13 protein-coding genes are annotated in these 17775 nt (G+C 49.1%); 5 read left to right on the top strand and 8 right to left on the bottom strand.

Annotated features, from left to right (window positions below):
- Positions 1-73: 73 nt before the first annotated feature.
- Both AC1RJL_RS09760 and mpl read right to left on the bottom strand, forming a co-directional pair.
- On the bottom strand, positions 74-712 hold the full coding sequence (locus AC1RJL_RS09760; RefSeq protein WP_492913358.1) for an RpiB/LacA/LacB family sugar-phosphate isomerase: 639 nt from the start codon (positions 710-712) through the stop codon (positions 74-76).
- Between the two features lie 340 nt (positions 713-1052).
- Positions 1053-2459: a UDP-N-acetylmuramate:L-alanyl-gamma-D-glutamyl-meso-diaminopimelate ligase gene (mpl, locus tag AC1RJL_RS09755; protein WP_492913356.1), complete on the bottom strand. Its 1407-nt coding sequence runs from the start codon at positions 2457-2459 to the stop codon at positions 1053-1055.
- A gap of 200 nt (positions 2460-2659) precedes the next feature.
- On the opposite strand from mpl, the gene AC1RJL_RS09750 reads away from it, so the two are divergent.
- Entirely contained in the window at positions 2660-3574 is a 915-nt protein-coding gene (locus AC1RJL_RS09750) for a substrate-binding periplasmic protein (RefSeq protein ID WP_492913354.1), read from the top strand.
- Here AC1RJL_RS09750 and olsF read toward each other — a convergent pair.
- Together olsF and AC1RJL_RS09740 are read right to left on the bottom strand one after the other, a co-directional pair.
- Complete coding sequence (olsF, locus tag AC1RJL_RS09745) at positions 3523-5340, bottom strand: bifunctional ornithine lipid synthase OlsF (RefSeq protein WP_492913352.1); 1818 nt, start codon at positions 5338-5340, stop codon at positions 3523-3525. The two genes, AC1RJL_RS09750 and olsF, sit on opposite strands and share 52 nt — an antisense overlap.
- A gap of 311 nt (positions 5341-5651) precedes the next feature.
- Positions 5652-6794 carry a hypothetical protein gene (locus AC1RJL_RS09740; RefSeq protein WP_492913350.1) on the bottom strand — a complete coding sequence of 381 codons (1143 nt, stop codon included), beginning with the start codon at positions 6792-6794 and terminating at the stop codon, positions 5652-5654.
- 344 nt (positions 6795-7138) lie between these two features.
- On the opposite strand from AC1RJL_RS09740, the gene serB reads away from it, so the two are divergent.
- The 4 genes from serB to AC1RJL_RS09720 all read left to right on the top strand — a co-directional run bounded on the left by serB (position 7139) and on the right by AC1RJL_RS09720 (position 10577).
- On the top strand, positions 7139-8368 hold the full coding sequence (gene serB, locus AC1RJL_RS09735) for a phosphoserine phosphatase SerB (RefSeq protein WP_492913348.1): 1230 nt from the start codon (positions 7139-7141) through the stop codon (positions 8366-8368).
- Positions 8369-8505: 137 nt separating this feature from the next.
- Positions 8506-9231, top strand: a complete 726-nt coding sequence (gene blaDIM, locus AC1RJL_RS09730) for a DIM/SIM/IMP family subclass B1 metallo-beta-lactamase (protein WP_492913346.1) — start codon at positions 8506-8508, stop codon at positions 9229-9231.
- Between the two features lie 195 nt (positions 9232-9426).
- Complete coding sequence (locus tag AC1RJL_RS09725; RefSeq protein WP_492913344.1) at positions 9427-9933, top strand: hypothetical protein; 507 nt, start codon at positions 9427-9429, stop codon at positions 9931-9933.
- Between the two features lie 107 nt (positions 9934-10040).
- Entirely contained in the window at positions 10041-10577 is a 537-nt protein-coding gene (locus tag AC1RJL_RS09720) for a DUF924 family protein (RefSeq protein ID WP_492913342.1), read from the top strand.
- A 135-nt stretch (positions 10578-10712) separates the two neighbouring features.
- On the opposite strand, the gene AC1RJL_RS09715 is transcribed toward AC1RJL_RS09720, so the two are convergent.
- The 4 genes from AC1RJL_RS09715 to AC1RJL_RS09700 form a co-directional block, all read right to left on the bottom strand.
- Positions 10713-11312 carry a DUF2214 domain-containing protein gene (locus AC1RJL_RS09715; RefSeq protein WP_492913340.1) on the bottom strand — a complete coding sequence of 200 codons (600 nt, stop codon included), beginning with the start codon at positions 11310-11312 and terminating at the stop codon, positions 10713-10715.
- A gap of 133 nt (positions 11313-11445) precedes the next feature.
- Positions 11446-12666 (bottom strand): DUF1552 domain-containing protein, encoded by a 1221-nt coding sequence (locus tag AC1RJL_RS09710; protein ID WP_492913339.1) that lies wholly within the window; start codon positions 12664-12666, stop codon positions 11446-11448.
- Positions 12667-12712: 46 nt separating this feature from the next.
- Entirely contained in the window at positions 12713-16129 is a 3417-nt protein-coding gene (locus AC1RJL_RS09705) for a DUF1592 domain-containing protein (protein WP_492913337.1), read from the bottom strand.
- Positions 16130-16148: 19 nt separating this feature from the next.
- Positions 16149-17228, bottom strand: a complete 1080-nt coding sequence (locus AC1RJL_RS09700) for a cellulose binding domain-containing protein (RefSeq protein ID WP_492913335.1) — start codon at positions 17226-17228, stop codon at positions 16149-16151.
- Between the last annotated feature and the right edge of the window lie 547 nt (positions 17229-17775).

Here is a 17775-nt window from a genome sequence, read left to right as displayed (position 1 = left end):
CCTGCAATAGAAAAACACCTGCCATCAGGCAGGTGTTTTTCTATTTCTGCATCTAATAAATCTACGCAGAAATTTATTTCCCCAATACTTCATTGACAAAAGCGCGAATGCTGTCGTCATGGCAATTTTCAAAAAAACATGCTTGAAATCGTTCGCCAGTCACAGCGGTCTTTACGATTTCCGGATCAATTGCACGCAAGCCATCTAAATAATTTTTCGCGGTAGCAATTTTAATATTGGTCAGTATGCCCGCATTGCGCACTTGCGATTCGCGGCGTTCCGCAGGATAGCCTTGGCCGCGCACACCGGTAAATGCCTTTTCAAAAATAGTGCGGATATTTAGCTCTGCGCCCCAGCCAAAACCTTTGGCAAATGGCAATGCCAGCGCGTTGCCATTGTTCACTTGCGCAAACAAATAGGCATCAGTCGGCTCGATGCAGTAGCCACAGAAAACACCGGGGTGCGCGTTGAGGGACATCATCGCACCTTGGCCGGTACCGCACCCGCTCACAACAAAATCTATCGCTTTTGAATTCAATAACAGGCTGGCAATTACGCCCAGATGAATGTAAGTCAGGTAATGGTCGTTATCATCGCTCATGCCCACGTTGTAAACGCTGTGCTTTTGCTCGGCTGCAACTTCCTGCAATTGTTGCAACACAATGGCGTTTTTCGCGGCTTGACTAAATTCGTTCATTAATGCAATTTTCATGGGGATACTCTCATGTCAACAAGATGAAAAAGGATGGTTCTCTTTATGACAGGCTCTTTGGCACTGTTGCAGGTAATGACCGATGTAATGCAGATACGGAATGATATAGCGCTGAAACGGCTAATTGAAGTAAAAAGCCAATTTTTATGGAGGATCAGATTGTTTATAACCAAACAAAAGGCCTTTGCAACAGTTTGATATTGCCATAACAAATATCCACTACATCCAGCGGTACAACAAAGAGCCGAATGATCAACAGCTTAAAACCACACCAAAACTGCTTGGTTAATGATTAGTGGGTGCAGCTTTCACTGCACCCAAATTTTAGATTTGAGCTTGGTTACATCGCATGCTTGGTCAGCTGCTCAATCAACTTCTGATGTACACCACCAAACCCGCCATTACTCATAATCACAATGTGTGTATTTACTTCACTGAGTGAAATCGCAAAATGGATTAATTCGTCCAGGTTGCGCAGGAGCTTTGCGGGGACGGGGCTTTTGTTGACGATTTCGTCCATTGCCCAATCGACATTGGGTGGTTGATACCAGAGTACATCGTCCGCATCGGTGACGCTTTGGTTGAGGGCGCTTTTGTGTACGCCCATACGCATGGTGTTGGAGCGGGGTTCGATGATGGCGATAATTCTCTCTTCGCCCACTTTTGCACGTAAACCGGCAAGGGTGGTTTTGATGGCGGTCGGATGGTGGGCGAAGTCGTCATAGACTTTTACGCTGTGGATGTCGGCCACTATTTCCATGCGGCGTTTTACGCCGGCAAATTGTTCCAGCGCCGCCGATGAATGCTCTGGCGTGACACCAACATGGCGCGCGGCGATCATTGCGGCCAAGCCATTATTGACATTGTGGATGCCGGTTTGTGCCCAGTTTACTTGTGCAACTTCTTCGCCGTTATGCAGCACGGAAAATGAAGATCCATCGCTATGGATTAATTTTGCTTGCCATTCTGCGGCAGGGTTATTTTCTTCAGTGGCGTTATCGATTACGGCAAATTGTTGTTGCGGTGTCCAGCAACCTTGTTGGATGACTTCGGCGAGTGCTCTGTCATTCGACGGTGAAATTAATAACCCGTTATTCGGAACCGTGCGCACCAAATGATGGAATTGTTTTTGGATGGCAGCGAGATCGGGGAAAATATCGGCGTGATCAAATTCAAGATTATTTAAAATCACCGTGCGCGCATTGTAATGAACAAATTTGGAGCGCTTATCAAAAAAAGCGCTGTCATATTCATCGGCTTCCACCACAAAAAAAGGTGTGCTGCCCAAACGTGCAGAGGTCGGAAAGTTTTTAGTCACGCCGCCAATTAAATAACCCGGCGCCATTCCTGCGTATTCCAGAATCCACGCCAGCATGGATGAGGTTGTGGTTTTACCATGGGTACCTGCAACCGCGAGAACCCATTTGCCTTGCAGTACATGATCGCGCAGCCACTGCGGGCCGGAGGTGTAGGCGATGCCTTGGTTGAGTACATATTCCACACTGGGATTGCCGCGGCTCATTGCGTTGCCGATGATCACCAAATCGGGCGCGCTTTGCATATGCGGCGGTTGTAAATAAATGGGATCAAAGCCCTGGATCAGTTCAATACCAGCTTGCCCAAGTTGTGTACTCATGGGCGGGTAAACATTGGCATCGCTGCCAGTGACGCGGTGGCCGAGTGCTTTGGCGAGTTGGGCAAGGCTGCCCATAAAGGTGCCGCAGATGCCAAGAATATGGATATGCATAAGAAACTCTTTGTTTTCAGGATAAAAGCGCAGGTTAATGGTATGGATTAACCTATACTTTTTCGATGATTGCAACTCTAGCCTTGGTTTGATGTTTGACGGAATCGCATTTGCAGAGATAGATTGCCGAACCTTTCCCAATAATAATGAACAGCGGCGGTACGCTATTGTATAGCGGCCGTTTATCTGGATAAATTTTTATGAAATTATGGTTTGTCAGAATGTGTGGTGTAATGCTGCTTTTGCCTTTTGTGCTCTATGCGGCAGAAACATCTGAGTTGCGCATTGCCAAGCCGCGCGCAGCCGATGATCCCGCGTTCCTTTACTTCTCCGGATTATTGCAAAAGGCGCTGCAAAAAGCCGCCAATGGCCGTGAAGTTCCGCAATTGGTAACGACTATCGACATGGCAGAAGATCGTATGGCGCGTGAGTTAAGGGCTGACCGTATTATCGATATTTTTTGGCTTGGCGGTAGTAAAGAGCGTGCTCGTGGCTTGCTGGTGGTGCCTGTGCCACTTGAACGCGGTTTAGTGGGTTATCGCCAATTTATTATTCGTAAAGAGCGGGTGGCGGATTTTGATGCGATAAAAACGGTAGCAGATTTGGCCAAACTTAAAGCCTGCCAAGGCGCGCAGTGGGGTGACACCGAGATATTGCGCGATGCAAAACTCAATTTGGCGACCAGTGTTAATTATGAAAGTTTATTTAAACAATTGGTTGCCGGACGCTGCGATTATTTTCCGCGCGGTTTCCATCAAGGGAAAATTGAAATGGCCAAGCGCGCCGCTACATATCCGGATCTGGTTGTATATGAACCGCTAATCTTGCATTACCCCTTCGCAACCTATTTTTATGTACATCAGAAAAATAAAGTGCTGGCGCAATGGTTGCAGGATGGCTTGGAAAAAATGATTGATGACGGTGAGCTTATTGCCTATATGCAGCAGCAAGAGCACACCAGCCGTGCGTTTCCTCTGCGCGGGAATGAGGGCACGCGATTACTGGTGCTCCCGAATCATCATTTGCCAGCTTTTTCCGATGAAAAAAATCCGCGCTATTGGTTTCAGCCGAATGATTTTTCGCCGGCTTCAGATTTTACCCCAACGGGGGATTGATCCTTGGATGACAAATAACGCGCGCGTTTTGCCGCTTTCATGCTGGTCAAATCGCCCATAAATAAACCATCGACACAATTACCAAATTCCGAGTCCACACTGAAGGCGAGCAAATGGTAACCACCTTCGTCATACAGCCCTGCATATTGTTTGAATAGAACCGGAATTTTGCAATCGTGTTTTTTAAACTCTTCCTGTAATAGATCAAAACCTTGATCGCTATCGAGCCTGGCAAACCGGTGTTGCAGTTCGATCAATACATCTTCATCAATTTCATACGGATGTTTTCCATCTGCAAAAGTGCCTTCGCTATCGCTGCTATTTTTTAATTCACTATGGCCTTTTAAAAAATAACGCTCGTAATAAAACACCAATAAATCGCGCAGTGGTTTTGGATACTGCGCACTCATGCTCACGGGTCCAAATACATAGCGTACTTGCGGGTGGTGCTGCAAATAAGCGCCCAGACCTTGCCATAAATAATCGAGGCTGGCTTTGCCCCAATAATCAGGATGCACAAAACTGCGACCTAATTCCAATCCCTGCTCCAAATAGGGTGTGAGCGAGGAATGGAAATCAAACAGCTCGGCGGTGTAGAGCGAACCTGCGCCTTTTTTCTTCATCAGTTTGTGTGCTTCACCCAAGCGATAAGCGCCGGCGATGCACAGTTTTTCTTCATCCCACAAGACTAAATGGCGATAGTAATGATCGTATTTGTCCAGATCGCGGCGGCTGCCGGTACCCTCACCAACTAACCGGAATGTCTGTTCGCGCAAGCGGCCAACTTCGCGCAGCACAACGGGATGCTGGTTGTAATCGCATAAATAGATAATGTGGTTATCGCGGGTATTGCCGATAACTTGTGCAGTTTTAAATTCTTTTTTAAGTGCGGAGCGATCTTCCGGGTGAGCAATGGTTTTTTCCGTTACAAAAACCGGCGGACTATTTTTTTTGGATGAAAGTCCCTTACCGATTTTGTACACATGTTTTTTAAGGCGCTTGATCAGTGCCTTGTCGGCAAGCTGATCCGATTCCAGCGCATGCTGTGGAATAAGTTCACCCACGCGAAATTTAATTTCTGCCGAGCGCTTGTTAAACATTTCATGGGCGAGCAGGGCAGTGGCAAGCGGTTTGAAAATCATTGAGGCGCTGTAGAACAGCATGGAATTTTTGGCTGAGATAAATATCGGTAACAGCGGCGCATTGGTTTTGCGCGCAAAGTGCAAAAACCCCGCTTGCCATTTACCATCTTTAATACCGGTAGGGCTAGCGCGGGAAACTTCGCCGGCTGGAAAAATAATCACCGCTTCATCGTTATTAAGCGCTTGCAGGATATTTTTGTAACTTTGTTTGTAAGCAGCGCGCGTCATGTTGTCGAGCGGCAGCAGCAAATCATGCAGTGGTTCAAAAGCCATCAGCATATCGTTGGCGATGATTTTGACATCCTTGCGAACTTCGCTTACCAAACGCACCAAGGCCAAGCCATCGAGTGAACCGATTGGATGGTTGGCAATAATAATTACCCGGCCCTGCGCCGGAATATTGTTACGCTCACGTTGGGAGATGCTGTAGCTGAAATTAAAATATTCAAAAATGCGATCGATAAAATCGATACCGCGATTGCCTTCGTGCTCGTGCAAAAATGCATTGATTTCCCGCTCGTGGGTAAGCCTGCGCAACAGGCTCAAGGTGGAGTTGCGGACAATGGGCGATTGTTGGGTAAAGCCCGGGAATTTATTAGTGAGGGATTCTTCGATATTGAGCATGGTAGTCATAACCTTGCGATGGGCGATAGCGCAAGGTTATGACTGTGGGATGACGGTTATGTGATGGATTGGTTGCAGATATGTGACAGCGTAAACCACTTGCTGCGAAAATTTTGCCGGTGGATTGCGGTGTCCTGTGCGAGACCGTCTGCTGCATGGATGCAGCAGTCGAGCCTACAAGGGTGAAGTTGTGCGCTTTCATCGCAGGCGATGTGTGCAACGAAACGCCAGTAATTTATTGCTGGCCGGTCCCGCTTGGGGGTATTTACGGCGTGTCTCCCATAGAGCACCGCAATCCTCTATAAGAATAATTAAGAAACTGTCGCCCCAACCAATTGCTCTTCCTGCTTTGCTAACAATGAAGCATAAGGCGCTTTTAATCCCACTAATTTTCCGCTGTCACTAACGATATCCAGATGTTCCTGTAAATCGTTGTCAATCAAACGCTGGCTAATCAGGATCTCGCCCTTATCCGGTTTTAAATGATTGTTGTGTTGCACCACAAAATCTTTCAGCAGCGATTTATTGGAACTTACCGGTGCCGATAATTCATGTACCGCTGCTGCCAAATGCAAACGCGGGCTCGGGCTTTTGGCGGTGAGGCTATTTAATAATTGCGCTGCACACACTGCGCGGAAACTGCATTCGTAAAATGCTTCGCCGGTGAAATCGATAATCAGGGTTTCACCGGATAACATCTGGCGCTGGCCGCTGTATAAATTTAATACGCCCTGCAATTGTTTTTCAAACCGGCGCAATACGATGGCAAAACTTTCGCTGTTTAATTGCTGGTACAGCTTGCCCATGTTGACAATATCAAGGCTCAAACGCACCGATACCTCTTTCGGTAGTTCAGGCTCAGGTTCGGGGATATCATTGATTGTCGGCATTTTTTCTACCACGGCAGTGACTATCTCACTGGTGCTGGGTAATTTATCTTTTAGCTGTGCCCACCATTGGCGTTGGATCGACCACCAAATCACCAGCAGCGAGAAAAACACCGCTGCCATCCACAGCATAAAAAAGCAGTAATCGCGCTCGTTGTGTCGCGGCACATCCAGCGTAACTTCCAGATAACCCGCGACATTATTGTGTAACGCGATAGGTGCCGAGAACTCATAGCGTCTGCCCTGAATTTCCTGATTGGGTTTAAAGCCGCTCTGCACCAGCAATTTATTTTCCACCGAGTGGATCGTCGCACCAATTACGTTGGGATATTGGCCGACTTCCAGCAAGATCGCCTGCAAGCTGACCAAATCTTGTTGCAACGTTGCGTTCACCGCTTGTCGCGCAGCGCTATTGGCCAGTACCTGACCATAGTGGCTGATCTGTTCGCGCTGGTTTTGCTCGCTGTTGTAGATATATGCCCAAGCCCCAAAGGCGCCGAGCACAATCAGGAGCAAGCTGCAGAGGCTGAGCTGCGGGTAAGTTTTGTAGGTTTTGATTAATGCCATCTTGTTGTTAAGTCCGTGCTCAATCTTATTGCGTTCATGGTTTAACCCCAGTTCCTGCCGGAGTCAGTGATTTGGACAGATCGCGACAACCCGAACAGTTAAACACCATAGGTCGCGCGAGTGTCGTGTGGAATCGCATTCTAGCCTAAGTTTTCCATGCATGCTAAGGCTCACCCCTCGTATCCGGAAAGCAGATGCGCTTATAGAAGCTACTGTGAGCGGTCATGAATTCCGCTAGAATGCGCGCTTTGCGCAATCGCCCCCGGCATACGGTGGTGCCAAGTGCCAGAAATTAGCATGCACCAGGCCAACCGTATGTTTGATACCCCTTATAGAGAGGCACCGTGAACGAACTTTTACTCATTAATGCATCTGGCCAAGACCAACCCGGCATCACCCGTGCGATTACCAATGTTCTCGCTCGCGCCGGTGCGCGCGTTCTGGATATCGGCCAAGCCGTGATCCACGATACCCTGGCACTGGGTATTTTGGTGGAATTACGAATCGCTGCCGATGCGCGCACGCACTTGCTGGAGCAAATCCAGCAAGCTGCCCAGCCATTGGGTATCCAGGTACGTTTCCAAACCGTTGCGCCGGACAGCTACGAACATTGGGCCGAGCAGCAGGGCAAAACCCGCCACATAGTCACATTGCTCGCGCGCCAGATTGATGCGGCGATGATCGCAGAGCTGACTGCCGTAACCTCATCCCACGGTTTGAATATCGATAGCATCAGCCGTTTGTCCGGCCGCGTGTCGCTTGCCGATTTGGATGCGGGCAATGAACATCAGGGCAGTGCCTGCGTTGAATTTTCTGTGCGCGGTACCCCCGCCGATTTGGTTGCATTGCGCGCGGATTTTATGGAACTGTCAGCGCGCTTGAATATTGATGTTGCATTCCAGCGCGATACCGTTTATCGCCGCAACCGTCGCCTCGTCTGTTTCGATATGGATTCCACCTTGATTGAAGCGGAAGTCATCGACGAACTTGCCAAAGCTGCTGGCGTCGGCGAACAAGTTTCCGAAATTACCGAAGCAGCCATGCGCGGTGAATTGGATTTCAAACAAAGTTTCGCCCGTCGCATGGCGCTGCTCAAAGGTTTGGATGAATCCGTGCTCGCCGGTATTGCCGATGAATTGCGCATTACTGAAGGCGCAGAGAAATTAATTTCATCGCTCAAAAAACTCGGTTACAAAACTGCAATTTTATCGGGCGGATTTAATTACTTCGGTCGCTATCTGCAAAATAAACTCGGTATCGATTATGTCTACGCCAACGAACTGGATATTGTCGACGGCAAGGTTACCGGCGAAGTAAAAGGTATAGTGGTCGACGGCCAACGCAAAGCCGAATTACTCGCCATGCTCGCGAAGCAAGAAGGCATTGCCTTGGAGCAAGTAATCGCCGTCGGCGACGGCGCCAACGACCTCCCCATGCTCAGCGTCGCCGGCCTCGGCGTCGCCTTCCGCGCAAAACCCTTGGTAAAAGCTTCTGCAGAACACGCGATTTCCAATTTAGGTTTGGATGCGATTTTGTATCTGCTCGGCTTTAGGGAAAGGGATAAGTTGCTTTAAGGTTTTCATTTCTCTCAAGGGCGGAATTCTGTCCTTGTATTCTACCCCCACGTTCAGTAACTCTGCTTTATGATTTTGATGTACAAAACTATCTCTTAAAAGCGATTGCTTGGCATGACGTTAGAAGGAGGTTAAAAATGAAACTATTATTGATTTTATGTTTATTCAGCACTTTAAATCTTGCTGTCGCAGGAGAATTGTTGCCGGAATTAAAAATTGAGGAAGTTGAAGAGGGAATATATCTTCATACCTCTTTTGAGGAGTACAAAGGCTACGGTATTGTTTCAAAACAAGGACTGGTAGTTCTTGATAAACGGAAAGCATATCTCATTGATACTCCTGTTTCCGCTGAAGATACTGAAAAGTTAATAAATTGGTTTAAGGAACGTGGTTTTACTATCGGTGGAAGTATTTCAACACACTTCCACGATGACAGTGCCGCTGGAATAGAATGGCTTAACTCAAAATCTATTCCTACCTATGCATCTAAACTGACAAATGAATTGCTTAAAAAAGATAATAGGGTGCAAGCAAAACACAGCTTTGATGGAACTAGCTTTTGGTTAGTTAAAAATAAGATTGAAATTTTTTATCCCGGGCCGGGGCATACTCCAGATAATGTGGTTGTCTGGATGCCTGCTCAAAAAATCTTATTCGGTGGTTGTTTTATTAAACCGGATGGCCTCGGTAATTTAAGTGATGCGAGATTGGAAGCGTGGCCGGAGTCTGCTAAAAAATTAATGTCTAGGTATGGTAAAGCAAAACTTGTTGTCCCCAGTCATAGTGAAATTGGAGATGCTTCGTTATTGACTCGTACGTGGGAGCAGGCTGTCAAGGGATTCAATAATGCTGCCGCATATTAGCTAAAGCTTTAATGTGCAAACTTCAGTTCGGCTTAAAAATTAAGTAGCAGACGAGATTTGTATCTGTGGTTGTGGAATTCAATATTGTTGGTCGCTCCAGGTTTGATGGGCAGGGACGGCCTTTTCCATTGCTTCATATGAATTTGAAGGCAAACTAATTAAATCGATTTTTATCTTGAAAATGAGGGAGTATTTGTGAGAAAAGTTACCATCCTAAGTTTGCTCAATATGCTGTTGGCAGGCCATACTTTTGCTGATTGTCCTATCACTAGTGCCATTTATACCTACGACGGTTCACCATTAGTCACTGCTAAATTCTTACCGTTAAAACATAAATCCTTGACCGATGTTTATTTCACTATAGTCAGTTCGAAAGGGCAGAGTTTGTGGTTTACGTTTGACTGGGGAAATGGTTTTACTACCGAACGCCTTATTTCCTCTAAAACAGATCCCTCCAGTGTTGATTGGCAACCACAAGATCCGGATTCCAAAAATGACCGTTTGTTTTCTGACCTTGATTTTTTTACATTTGATAAAGCGTTAAATATATCCGCAGGGAAAATTAAAGCAGATGAATCTGCCCCTGAATATATATTCATACCAGGATTGGCTCCCGCACTTTGGTATTTGCGGGACGAAAATGTGTTTAGTGATTATCAGTTAAAACGGGCAATATTCAAATTGAGCAAGTGCGAGCAGTAGAAATTGTTAGATGGTGCTGAATCTGCACAATTACGGAATTATCATCTACCACTAAAGTCATACTATTCACTGCGGATAATCTCCGTCTTATTTCGAGGGAAATGCTTATGTATGAAGATATTCTCGGCTTTTGGTTTAATGAGCTGACACCGGCCCAGTGGTGGAAAAAAGATGAAAACCTGGATGCGGATATTAGAAATCGCTTCTCTGACATCCACACCAAGGCGGCGCGCTGTGAATTATTTGATTGGCGGATGGCGGCGAAAGGGCGGTTGGCAGAAATTATTCTTCTTGATCAATTTTCGCGGAATATTTTCAGGGATACGCCGCAAGCTTTCGCTAATGATTCTTTGGCGTTAGCGCTTGCGCAGGAAGCATTGGCAGTCGGGGCGGATAAGGCATTGTCGCCAGTGGAGTGCAGCTTTTTATACCTACCTTTTATGCACAGTGAGTCGGCAGAGATCCATCAGGTTGCAGTGGTTTTGTACCGTGAACTGGGGATTGCAGAGAATTTGGATTTTGAAATCCAGCATAAAAATATTATTGATCGCTTTGGCCGCTACCCGCATCGCAATAAAATCCTGAGCCGAGAATCAACACCGGAAGAGCTTGATTTTTTACAGCAACCGGGGTCGAGTTTTTGATTGATAGTTGAGGCCATTTGAAAATGGCAGTAAAGCGGAAGTCGTACTAATGCAACGTTTGTAGGGTGTGAAATTCGCAATAAAAAAGCGCTCAACATGAGCGCATTTTTATTTTCCCAAGTGTTGGATTTATTGTTATTCATATTTTTGCGAACTATTTAATTGTGCTTGCTCCGTCAACATTGGTGATTCATCGCGGCGTAAAGAGCGCAGGGTTTCACCCGCTACAATAAATGCGCAGGTGAGTAGGCCAATATAAATAAACATGATGTAGCTGTAATCCACCGTGTAATTCCATGGGCGGGCGATGCCGAGGTAACACGCAAACAGCCAGGAGGTGGATGAGATGGCGCCGGTAAGTGCAACGAGAATTTGTTCGTAGCCGGGCAGGCTGATAAATCCGCGCGCACAGGTTACACGCGGAAAGCTGTAATAGTGCAGCGCAATTCCATTGAGGGTTAATACTGCAACTACAGTGAATTTTGCCCAGAGTTTTTCGTTCATTAAATATTGCGCCGGATTCTCCATATACCCAAGCAACACTAATGCAAGCCCGCTAATCCATAGCACTATCAATGCGATAAACATTATGTCTGCCGCTTTGGTTAATTCTTTTTTCGCTAATGCAGAAAGTGCTTTCCCTCGCGTTTTTGCCAAGGCCAGATCCTGTATTAACAAGAGGCCGACAGCGACACAAGCTGCGAGTAAATGAGCGTAGACAATTAACGTTTTCATAATAGAAACCACTTTCAGTTTAATATTCGATTGTTATTTTTTGTTTTACCTATAGCGTTTTAATCCTTGTGGATAACCCGGTTTGCACCGGGCTTCCACTTGCGACACTTTCAATCCAAGCAAAGCAGCGATGTTATGCAAACAAACCAGCGATGGTTGCCGTGCCCCAATTCCTGAAGGCAGCGCCATTTGGTCCCTGGTCTGCGCGCAGCTTGAGGCCGACGCTTTGGAACAGTGCGGTTTGTGATAACCCGCCCGCATCCACTACGCCGCCACGCACGCCTGCACCTGCAACCAGCATCGGTGTGTTTTGCCCGGTGTGGGCATCCACATTACCCATGTCAGAAACCTGGGTAATGATGGTGGAAGAGAGCAATCCTTTTGCTTCCAACTTGTCGATCAATTGCTTGGTGAGCGACATGTAGTAAGCAACGTCTTCGTCGTAGAAGCCGTTGTAATTGGGGTTGCCCTGGTTGTGGTGCGAATCGTGCGACGCGCGTGGTTTTGCAACTGCATCCAAAAAGTGAAGATGCTCGTCAGTACCGAATGCGAGTGAAACCGATGCAGACAAATTACAGCTCAGCGCCAGTACGGCAATGTCAGTCATTAATTTTGAGGTTGCATCAAAACCGATGGCATTAGTGTTTGGTGGTGCGCTACAGGTGTTTGGATTTGGGTTGGTGTTTTCCAACGCGAGTTCAATTTCACGGATAGCATTGAAGTGACTATCGAGTTTAATTTTTTCGTGTTGCCCCAATTTGGTTTTGAGTTCATTCACTGCAGCGTAGTGCACATCAACCAGGGATTTGCGCGGTGGAACGCTACCGCCACCGCCACCCCCACCACCGGAAAATAAAATATCCAGTGCTGCTTGCGGGCTGGTAATCGCCGGAATTTGCACTGAGTCGCGCGATAATTCCGTTACCGGAGTGGTGCCCAGGTTCAAACATTTCACCGGATAATTTGCGCCGATGGTTTTGCCGAGGTTCACATCAAAACTTTGTTTGCCCCAAGGGTTTGGATCGTTGAAGCGATTGAACATTACCCCGTGTCCGCCTTGCATCATGGTCGCATTTTTTATCAGCGCGATACGACCGGCGTTGTAGTGTGATTGTAATGGAATGGTCTGGATCGGCATGGTGCTGCCGGTTGGAAAAAACTTCGCCGGTGTACAGCCGCCAGGCATAAATACCGAGCAGGATTTGGTCGGGGTAGTCTGCGCTTCTGCAACGCGCGCGAGCATAACGCCGCCGATCATCGCGGAGGCTTTCAGCAATCCGGCAGAAACACCGGCGTGCTTCACAACGCGCAGAAAATCCCGGCGCTCTTTATCGAAGCAATCTTTATATCTCATTTTATGTACTCCAATTCGTTAACAGGGCAAGGGAGAGCGGGGCGCATTAGCGCGCCCACTCCTGCCGATAGATCACTGAATTCAATGCAGGAAGTTCCTCAAGCATTGCGCGCGGACCACGGGTGCTGAGCACGTTGGTCAGGTTGTTAATTTCACAGCGATAGCCAGTTTTTTCCGCTGCGGGAATTTCCACGCTGCCCACCAGACGCGCAGGATCTTTATCTATCAGGAACAAAGAATTAATGCCGCTGCTGTAGCTGACAAACTGGGTCGCGAGACAGGTTTGTGCCTGTTGCGCTACCAGTGGATGTTCAACCATGGTGCGGGCGAGATCCTTGGCACCGCTGAAGGTGATGGCCGGGGAGTGAATCACGCGATCCGGATCATTCAGGAATTGCAGGTGCTGGTAGGGCGAGAAGAACGTCGCTGTGGTCACTACCGGATTGCCCTTCAAGTCGACACTGCGCACACGACCAGCGGCATCGAAGTTTTCCAGGCCGCCACCGAGCGGGTTAATGATTTCCGCGTGACAGTTGGAACAGGTGGTACCGGCGGTGATGCGGTCGGCAATCATGCGCTGGGTGGTTTTCGGATCGTTGAAAAATACCGCATCGCGTTGCGCCAAGGCTTCGCGGTCAAGTGACACACCGGCCGGTGGCTCGGGAATGTCCTGGCACATCATCTTGCGACGAACTGCTACTGCGCGAGTGATCAGGTTGGAATCGGCAGGCGTAGCGTAGCGGGACATAAATGCACCCGATACCAAAATCCCGCCGCGATCGCTGGTGTTCACGCGTACAAATCCGTCCGCATCCTGGGTGCCGCTGAATCCCAAACCATAGTGGCTGGCCAGACGTTGGTTCACGTTGGTGTAGGTCGGGTTGTAGATGGTCGCGAAGGTTGAACTGCTATCCAGCATTGCGCTGGCGAAGTTTTTGCCTAGCTCCAACTGCATGTCTTTCGCCAGCACCGTAAAGTTGGCAACGCCATCTTTGGATTGGGTGGTGAGGGATTCCGTCGCCAACCAGCGATTGACGAAATCGCCCAGCAGTAATTTGGTATTGGCCGCGTTGAGCAGGATTGTCGCTTGCTGGCGAATGCCCGCTGCAGTATTTAAATCACCGCGGGCGGCAGCAGCGATCAGATCGGCATTCGGCGTACTGCCGGTCAGCGTATAGCTGAGGTAGGTCGCCATTTCGTAGCCGTCAAGCTTGTAGACATTGCCGCTGGAGAGTGTGCCCACTTCCGAGCGATACAGGAATTGTGGCGATGACAACATCGTTGCCAATGCAAGTTCCATCCCTTCAGCTTGAGTACGTGAGCCAGTGGTGCCGCGCGCCAGACCTGTATATGCGGTTTTCTCGGTTGCACTTAGCGGACGACGGAAAATCTTCGGCGCCAGGTCATTGACCAGCTTGTCGGCACAGGTGGTGTTGGCGGTACTTGGAGTACAAGCCAGCACGGCATTCCAGCGAGTGGCTACATTCGCAGCGATGCGTTCGGCGGTAGACAAGTAGCTGGTGTAGCGGGTCTTGTCGATTTCCAGGGCATTGTTGTTCACGAAGGCGCCGGAGATGAAATCGTCAGGCAGGCGAGTCAGCAAGTCTTCCTGATAATTCACCAGATCGCGTACCGAGCGTTGGTATTCGGCTTTGGTCAGCAAGCGTAGGGTACGTTGGCCGTAACTTGGCGCGGTCGATGGACAGGAGAACGCGGTCGCCGGTCTATCGGGAATGCCGTCGCTCGGTCTGCGCCAGGTGAACAGGTAGGCTTCGAGGTCAGCGGCACATTGGCCGGTACAGCTACCTTCGTTACCCAGTGGCATCCAGGTGGCGATAAAGTCGCGCAACGCAAGGTCGCGGTTGTCATTGGTGTGGCGATACACCGAGCGATTCGGATTCAACGGATTGAGCGCGACAGTGCCGTTGGCGTTCTTTTCACCATCAACACCGTGACAGCCGACGCAACCGCGTTGGGTCCAGAGACTCGCACCATTAGTCGCGTTACCCACTAACGCACCGGCACTACTGGAGCTGCCGGAGCTAACCGAGGTTGCGCTTTTGCTGGAGGAGCTAACCGAGGTTGCCGAGGTGCTGGAGGCGCTGCTTTTAGAAGAGCTGGCACCGTTATAAACGAGGGTTAGGGGGGCAGTTGCGGACGCCGGGATACTGTCGGTATAGCTGATAACCTTGTAGTCGTAACTGCCCGTGGCAGTCAGGTTATCGATATAGCTAACGGTATTGGCTGCGTTGTTGTTGGCAGTCTCCCAACGGCCATCAGCACCTTTGCGACGAACCAAAAAGCCGGTTTCGTTGCTGCTTGCATCGGCCCAGTTGAGATTAGCGGCGCCGGTGGTGTTGCTGACAGATCCGTTCAGGTTGAGTGCTGCGTTAGGTGCAGTCGCCAAAGTGATTGCCGGTACATTGGTAGGGTTGTCGCGGTTCAGGTATACCTTGAAGTAAACCGGGACTTTTTCACCGATGGTGCTGAGGCTCATCAAAACACGCAGGGCTTCAATACCGGCATCCAGATCGAAATCAGTGGCGTTGATTGCGATAGGTCTGCGCGGCGAGAAACTGATGCTGTTATTGGCGTGCTTCACCACCAATGCATCAAACACCACTGATTTAACAACACCATGCAATACCAGATTACCGGTGACGCTTTGCACCTTGATACTACCGGCGGCCATGGCATCAACTGCTGCGAGGTCGAGCTGGGTAGTGAAGTGCAGGCTGGGCAGGTATTGGGATTCGAAGAGAATCTCTTTCAAGCGGGTATTGCGCAGATCCACACCACTGGAAATGCTTGCCAGCGGGATGGTCAGGGTCGCTTGGCCATTGGCCGCTACAGTACCTTGCAACTGGCTGAAGGTAATGTTCTCCGGCGTTTCTACACCGGCGGTATTTTTCTTCACCGTAACAAAGTGGAAGGTGGAGTTGGTGCCATCAACCAGCCAGCGCGCAGGGGCAGAAGGAGCGCTGCTACTGCTGTTACTGGTGCTGCTGCTCCAAGGTGTGCCACTCGCATTCGTACTACTGGTTGAAGAGCTTGTTGCGGAGTTGGTCGAGCCACCACAAGCCACACCATTAAGGGTGTAGTTAGTAGGTGCACTGCCGGGATTAGTCGTAATCAACCCAAACGAAATAGCACCGTTGGCCGCCAAGTTGCCGTTGTAACCAACATTCTTCACACAAACATTTTTGCCGGTTTGTGCATATGTCCCTTCCCATAGGCTGGACACAGTTTCATTGCCCGCAAACGTCCAGCAGAGTTCCCAACTGGTTTTTGCTGCACCGGTATTGGTGAGTGTCACTTTGTACTGGGCACCTGCTCCCCAGTTATTTTCGGTTTGATAATTAACGCTACAGGCGCCTTGTGCAATGGCAGCGCTGGATGCCAGCACGCCGGCAACAAGCCCGGTGGAAAGCAGCGAAAGTTGCAATAATTTTTTCATAGTCATTTCTCTATGCTCCTTCCAATTAACGCGCGTCGAAAACGAGTGCGAAATCCACTGGGACAGCGACACTGATCGAGGCAATGCCGACCGCAGCACGCAGGGCTTCCACCCCATCGGTGAGCGAGTAATCACCGGCTTTCACTAATACCGGCGCAAGGTTTTGGACGAGGATGCGTGAGCCGGACAGCTTCTGGACGGCGACTTTGGCGGTAATCACACCGGTCACTCCATGTAAGTTCAAGCTTGCCGAAATATCCGTTGCCGTGGCTTGACCAACAACCAGACTGCTTAACAAAGTGGTCGGCAGTGCGACTGTCACGGTTGCGGCTGGATAGGTTGATGTCTGGAACAGCAGGTCCCGCATACGCTGATCGCGCAGGGCGACACCGGTATTCACGGTGTTCAGGTCGATAGTCAGGGTCGCTATACCGGTGTTACTGATGTCGCCGGTAATTGTCGTGAAGTTATGCACTTCAAGATTGTGAGTGTTTTTAGTCGTGGCGAAGTTTATATAAGAATCGGTGGTATTCAGTGACCAGGCCGCCGTTGCCACAGATGAGGACGATGAGGTCGAAGATTTTGAGCTCGGCGTTGAGCTGCTGCTTGGTGCTATTAAACTTGAACTGCTTGAGCGCGATGAACTGCTAGGTGAGGTGGCGATTGAGCTGCTTGATGAGGAGGCAGGAACCGCGCCGCAGATCGCACCAGTCAATGCTGGAATCTCGGCCGCCGCCGCGCCTTTAGTCCCTTGAAAACCAAAGGTAATGCTTTGGTTGGGCTGGATAGTGCCATTCCAACTGGCGTTCTTGATCGTGTAAGGATTGGTACCGCTGAAAGTGGCATCGTAACCGCCAGTAATGCGGTTGTCGCCCGCGTACTGCCAGCCGAGCGACCAACTGGTGATTGCGGCACTAGTGTCGTTGGTCACTTTGACCGTAGCGGTGAATCCGTTACTCCATTGGCCGGTCACCTGATATTGGCAAGCGGCGTGTGTCTGGAGCGACAGGGTTGATAAGGCGAGAGACAGCCCAAGTGCGCAAAGTGAGCGGGTTAGCGCACTTGCCGGGCGGGGGTCCTTCGCTGAGGTATTAAAGCTACTCATAGTTCTTCCTCAGAGATGAGTGCCGATGGGGTCGGCAGCTTTCTAACGGGTAATGAGGTACCGGAAATACCAAACACCAGGCATTTTTTTAGTTAAGCCTTGGCGCATAAAGCCCGTTATCACAGCGTGTTATTGGAGGTGATCCTGAATGCATTGAACAGCGGTAAGCCATATCGGTAGGGCAGCCGTAAGCCAAATCGGAATAGGCATTGCTATCGATGCAAGGGGATCTATTTTGGCGAGTACTCTGAAATAGATTTAACGGCCATCTCGGCGTGGCGTTTATCATTTATCTTATTTTATGCGATAAATCTATTTCGATTAGAGGCTAAACGTGGTTGATAACATCTTGTTTTTTAAGTGATGTTTGCGCGGAGGTTATTCTTTATTGCGGAAAAAAGTAATCGTGAAAATTGTGTAAAGAAGTGTTTTGTGATGCATGCACGTATTTAGTGCGTTGGCGTCTTAAACTCGAACTTGGAGAGGGATAGTAGAAAATTTTCGCACCAGGTAAGACAGATTTCCGTACCTGGTGCGGCCGGTTTTC

Source organism: Cellvibrio sp. GW822-FHT04B05 (assembly GCF_058800985.1).
The sequence above is the reverse complement of the archived record's forward strand: the minus strand, read 5'-3'. Positions and strand labels throughout refer to the sequence as shown.

Coding starts and splice junctions, on each gene's coding strand:
- AC1RJL_RS09760 (WP_492913358.1), bottom strand. CDS start 712: ATGAAAATTGCATTAATGAACGAATTTAGTCAAGCCGCGAAAAACGCC.
- mpl (WP_492913356.1), bottom strand. CDS start 2,459: ATGCATATCCATATTCTTGGCATCTGCGGCACCTTTATGGGCAGCCTT.
- AC1RJL_RS09750 (WP_492913354.1), top strand. CDS start 2,660: ATGAAATTATGGTTTGTCAGAATGTGTGGTGTAATGCTGCTTTTGCCT.
- olsF (WP_492913352.1), bottom strand. CDS start 5,340: ATGCTCAATATCGAAGAATCCCTCACTAATAAATTCCCGGGCTTTACC.
- AC1RJL_RS09740 (WP_492913350.1), bottom strand. CDS start 6,794: ATGGCATTAATCAAAACCTACAAAACTTACCCGCAGCTCAGCCTCTGC.
- blaDIM (WP_492913346.1), top strand. CDS start 8,506: ATGAAACTATTATTGATTTTATGTTTATTCAGCACTTTAAATCTTGCT.
- AC1RJL_RS09720 (WP_492913342.1), top strand. CDS start 10,041: ATGTATGAAGATATTCTCGGCTTTTGGTTTAATGAGCTGACACCGGCC.
- AC1RJL_RS09715 (WP_492913340.1), bottom strand. CDS start 11,312: ATGAAAACGTTAATTGTCTACGCTCATTTACTCGCAGCTTGTGTCGCT.
- AC1RJL_RS09710 (WP_492913339.1), bottom strand. CDS start 12,666: ATGAGATATAAAGATTGCTTCGATAAAGAGCGCCGGGATTTTCTGCGC.
- AC1RJL_RS09705 (WP_492913337.1), bottom strand. CDS start 16,129: ATGACTATGAAAAAATTATTGCAACTTTCGCTGCTTTCCACCGGGCTT.
- AC1RJL_RS09700 (WP_492913335.1), bottom strand. CDS start 17,228: ATGAGTAGCTTTAATACCTCAGCGAAGGACCCCCGCCCGGCAAGTGCG.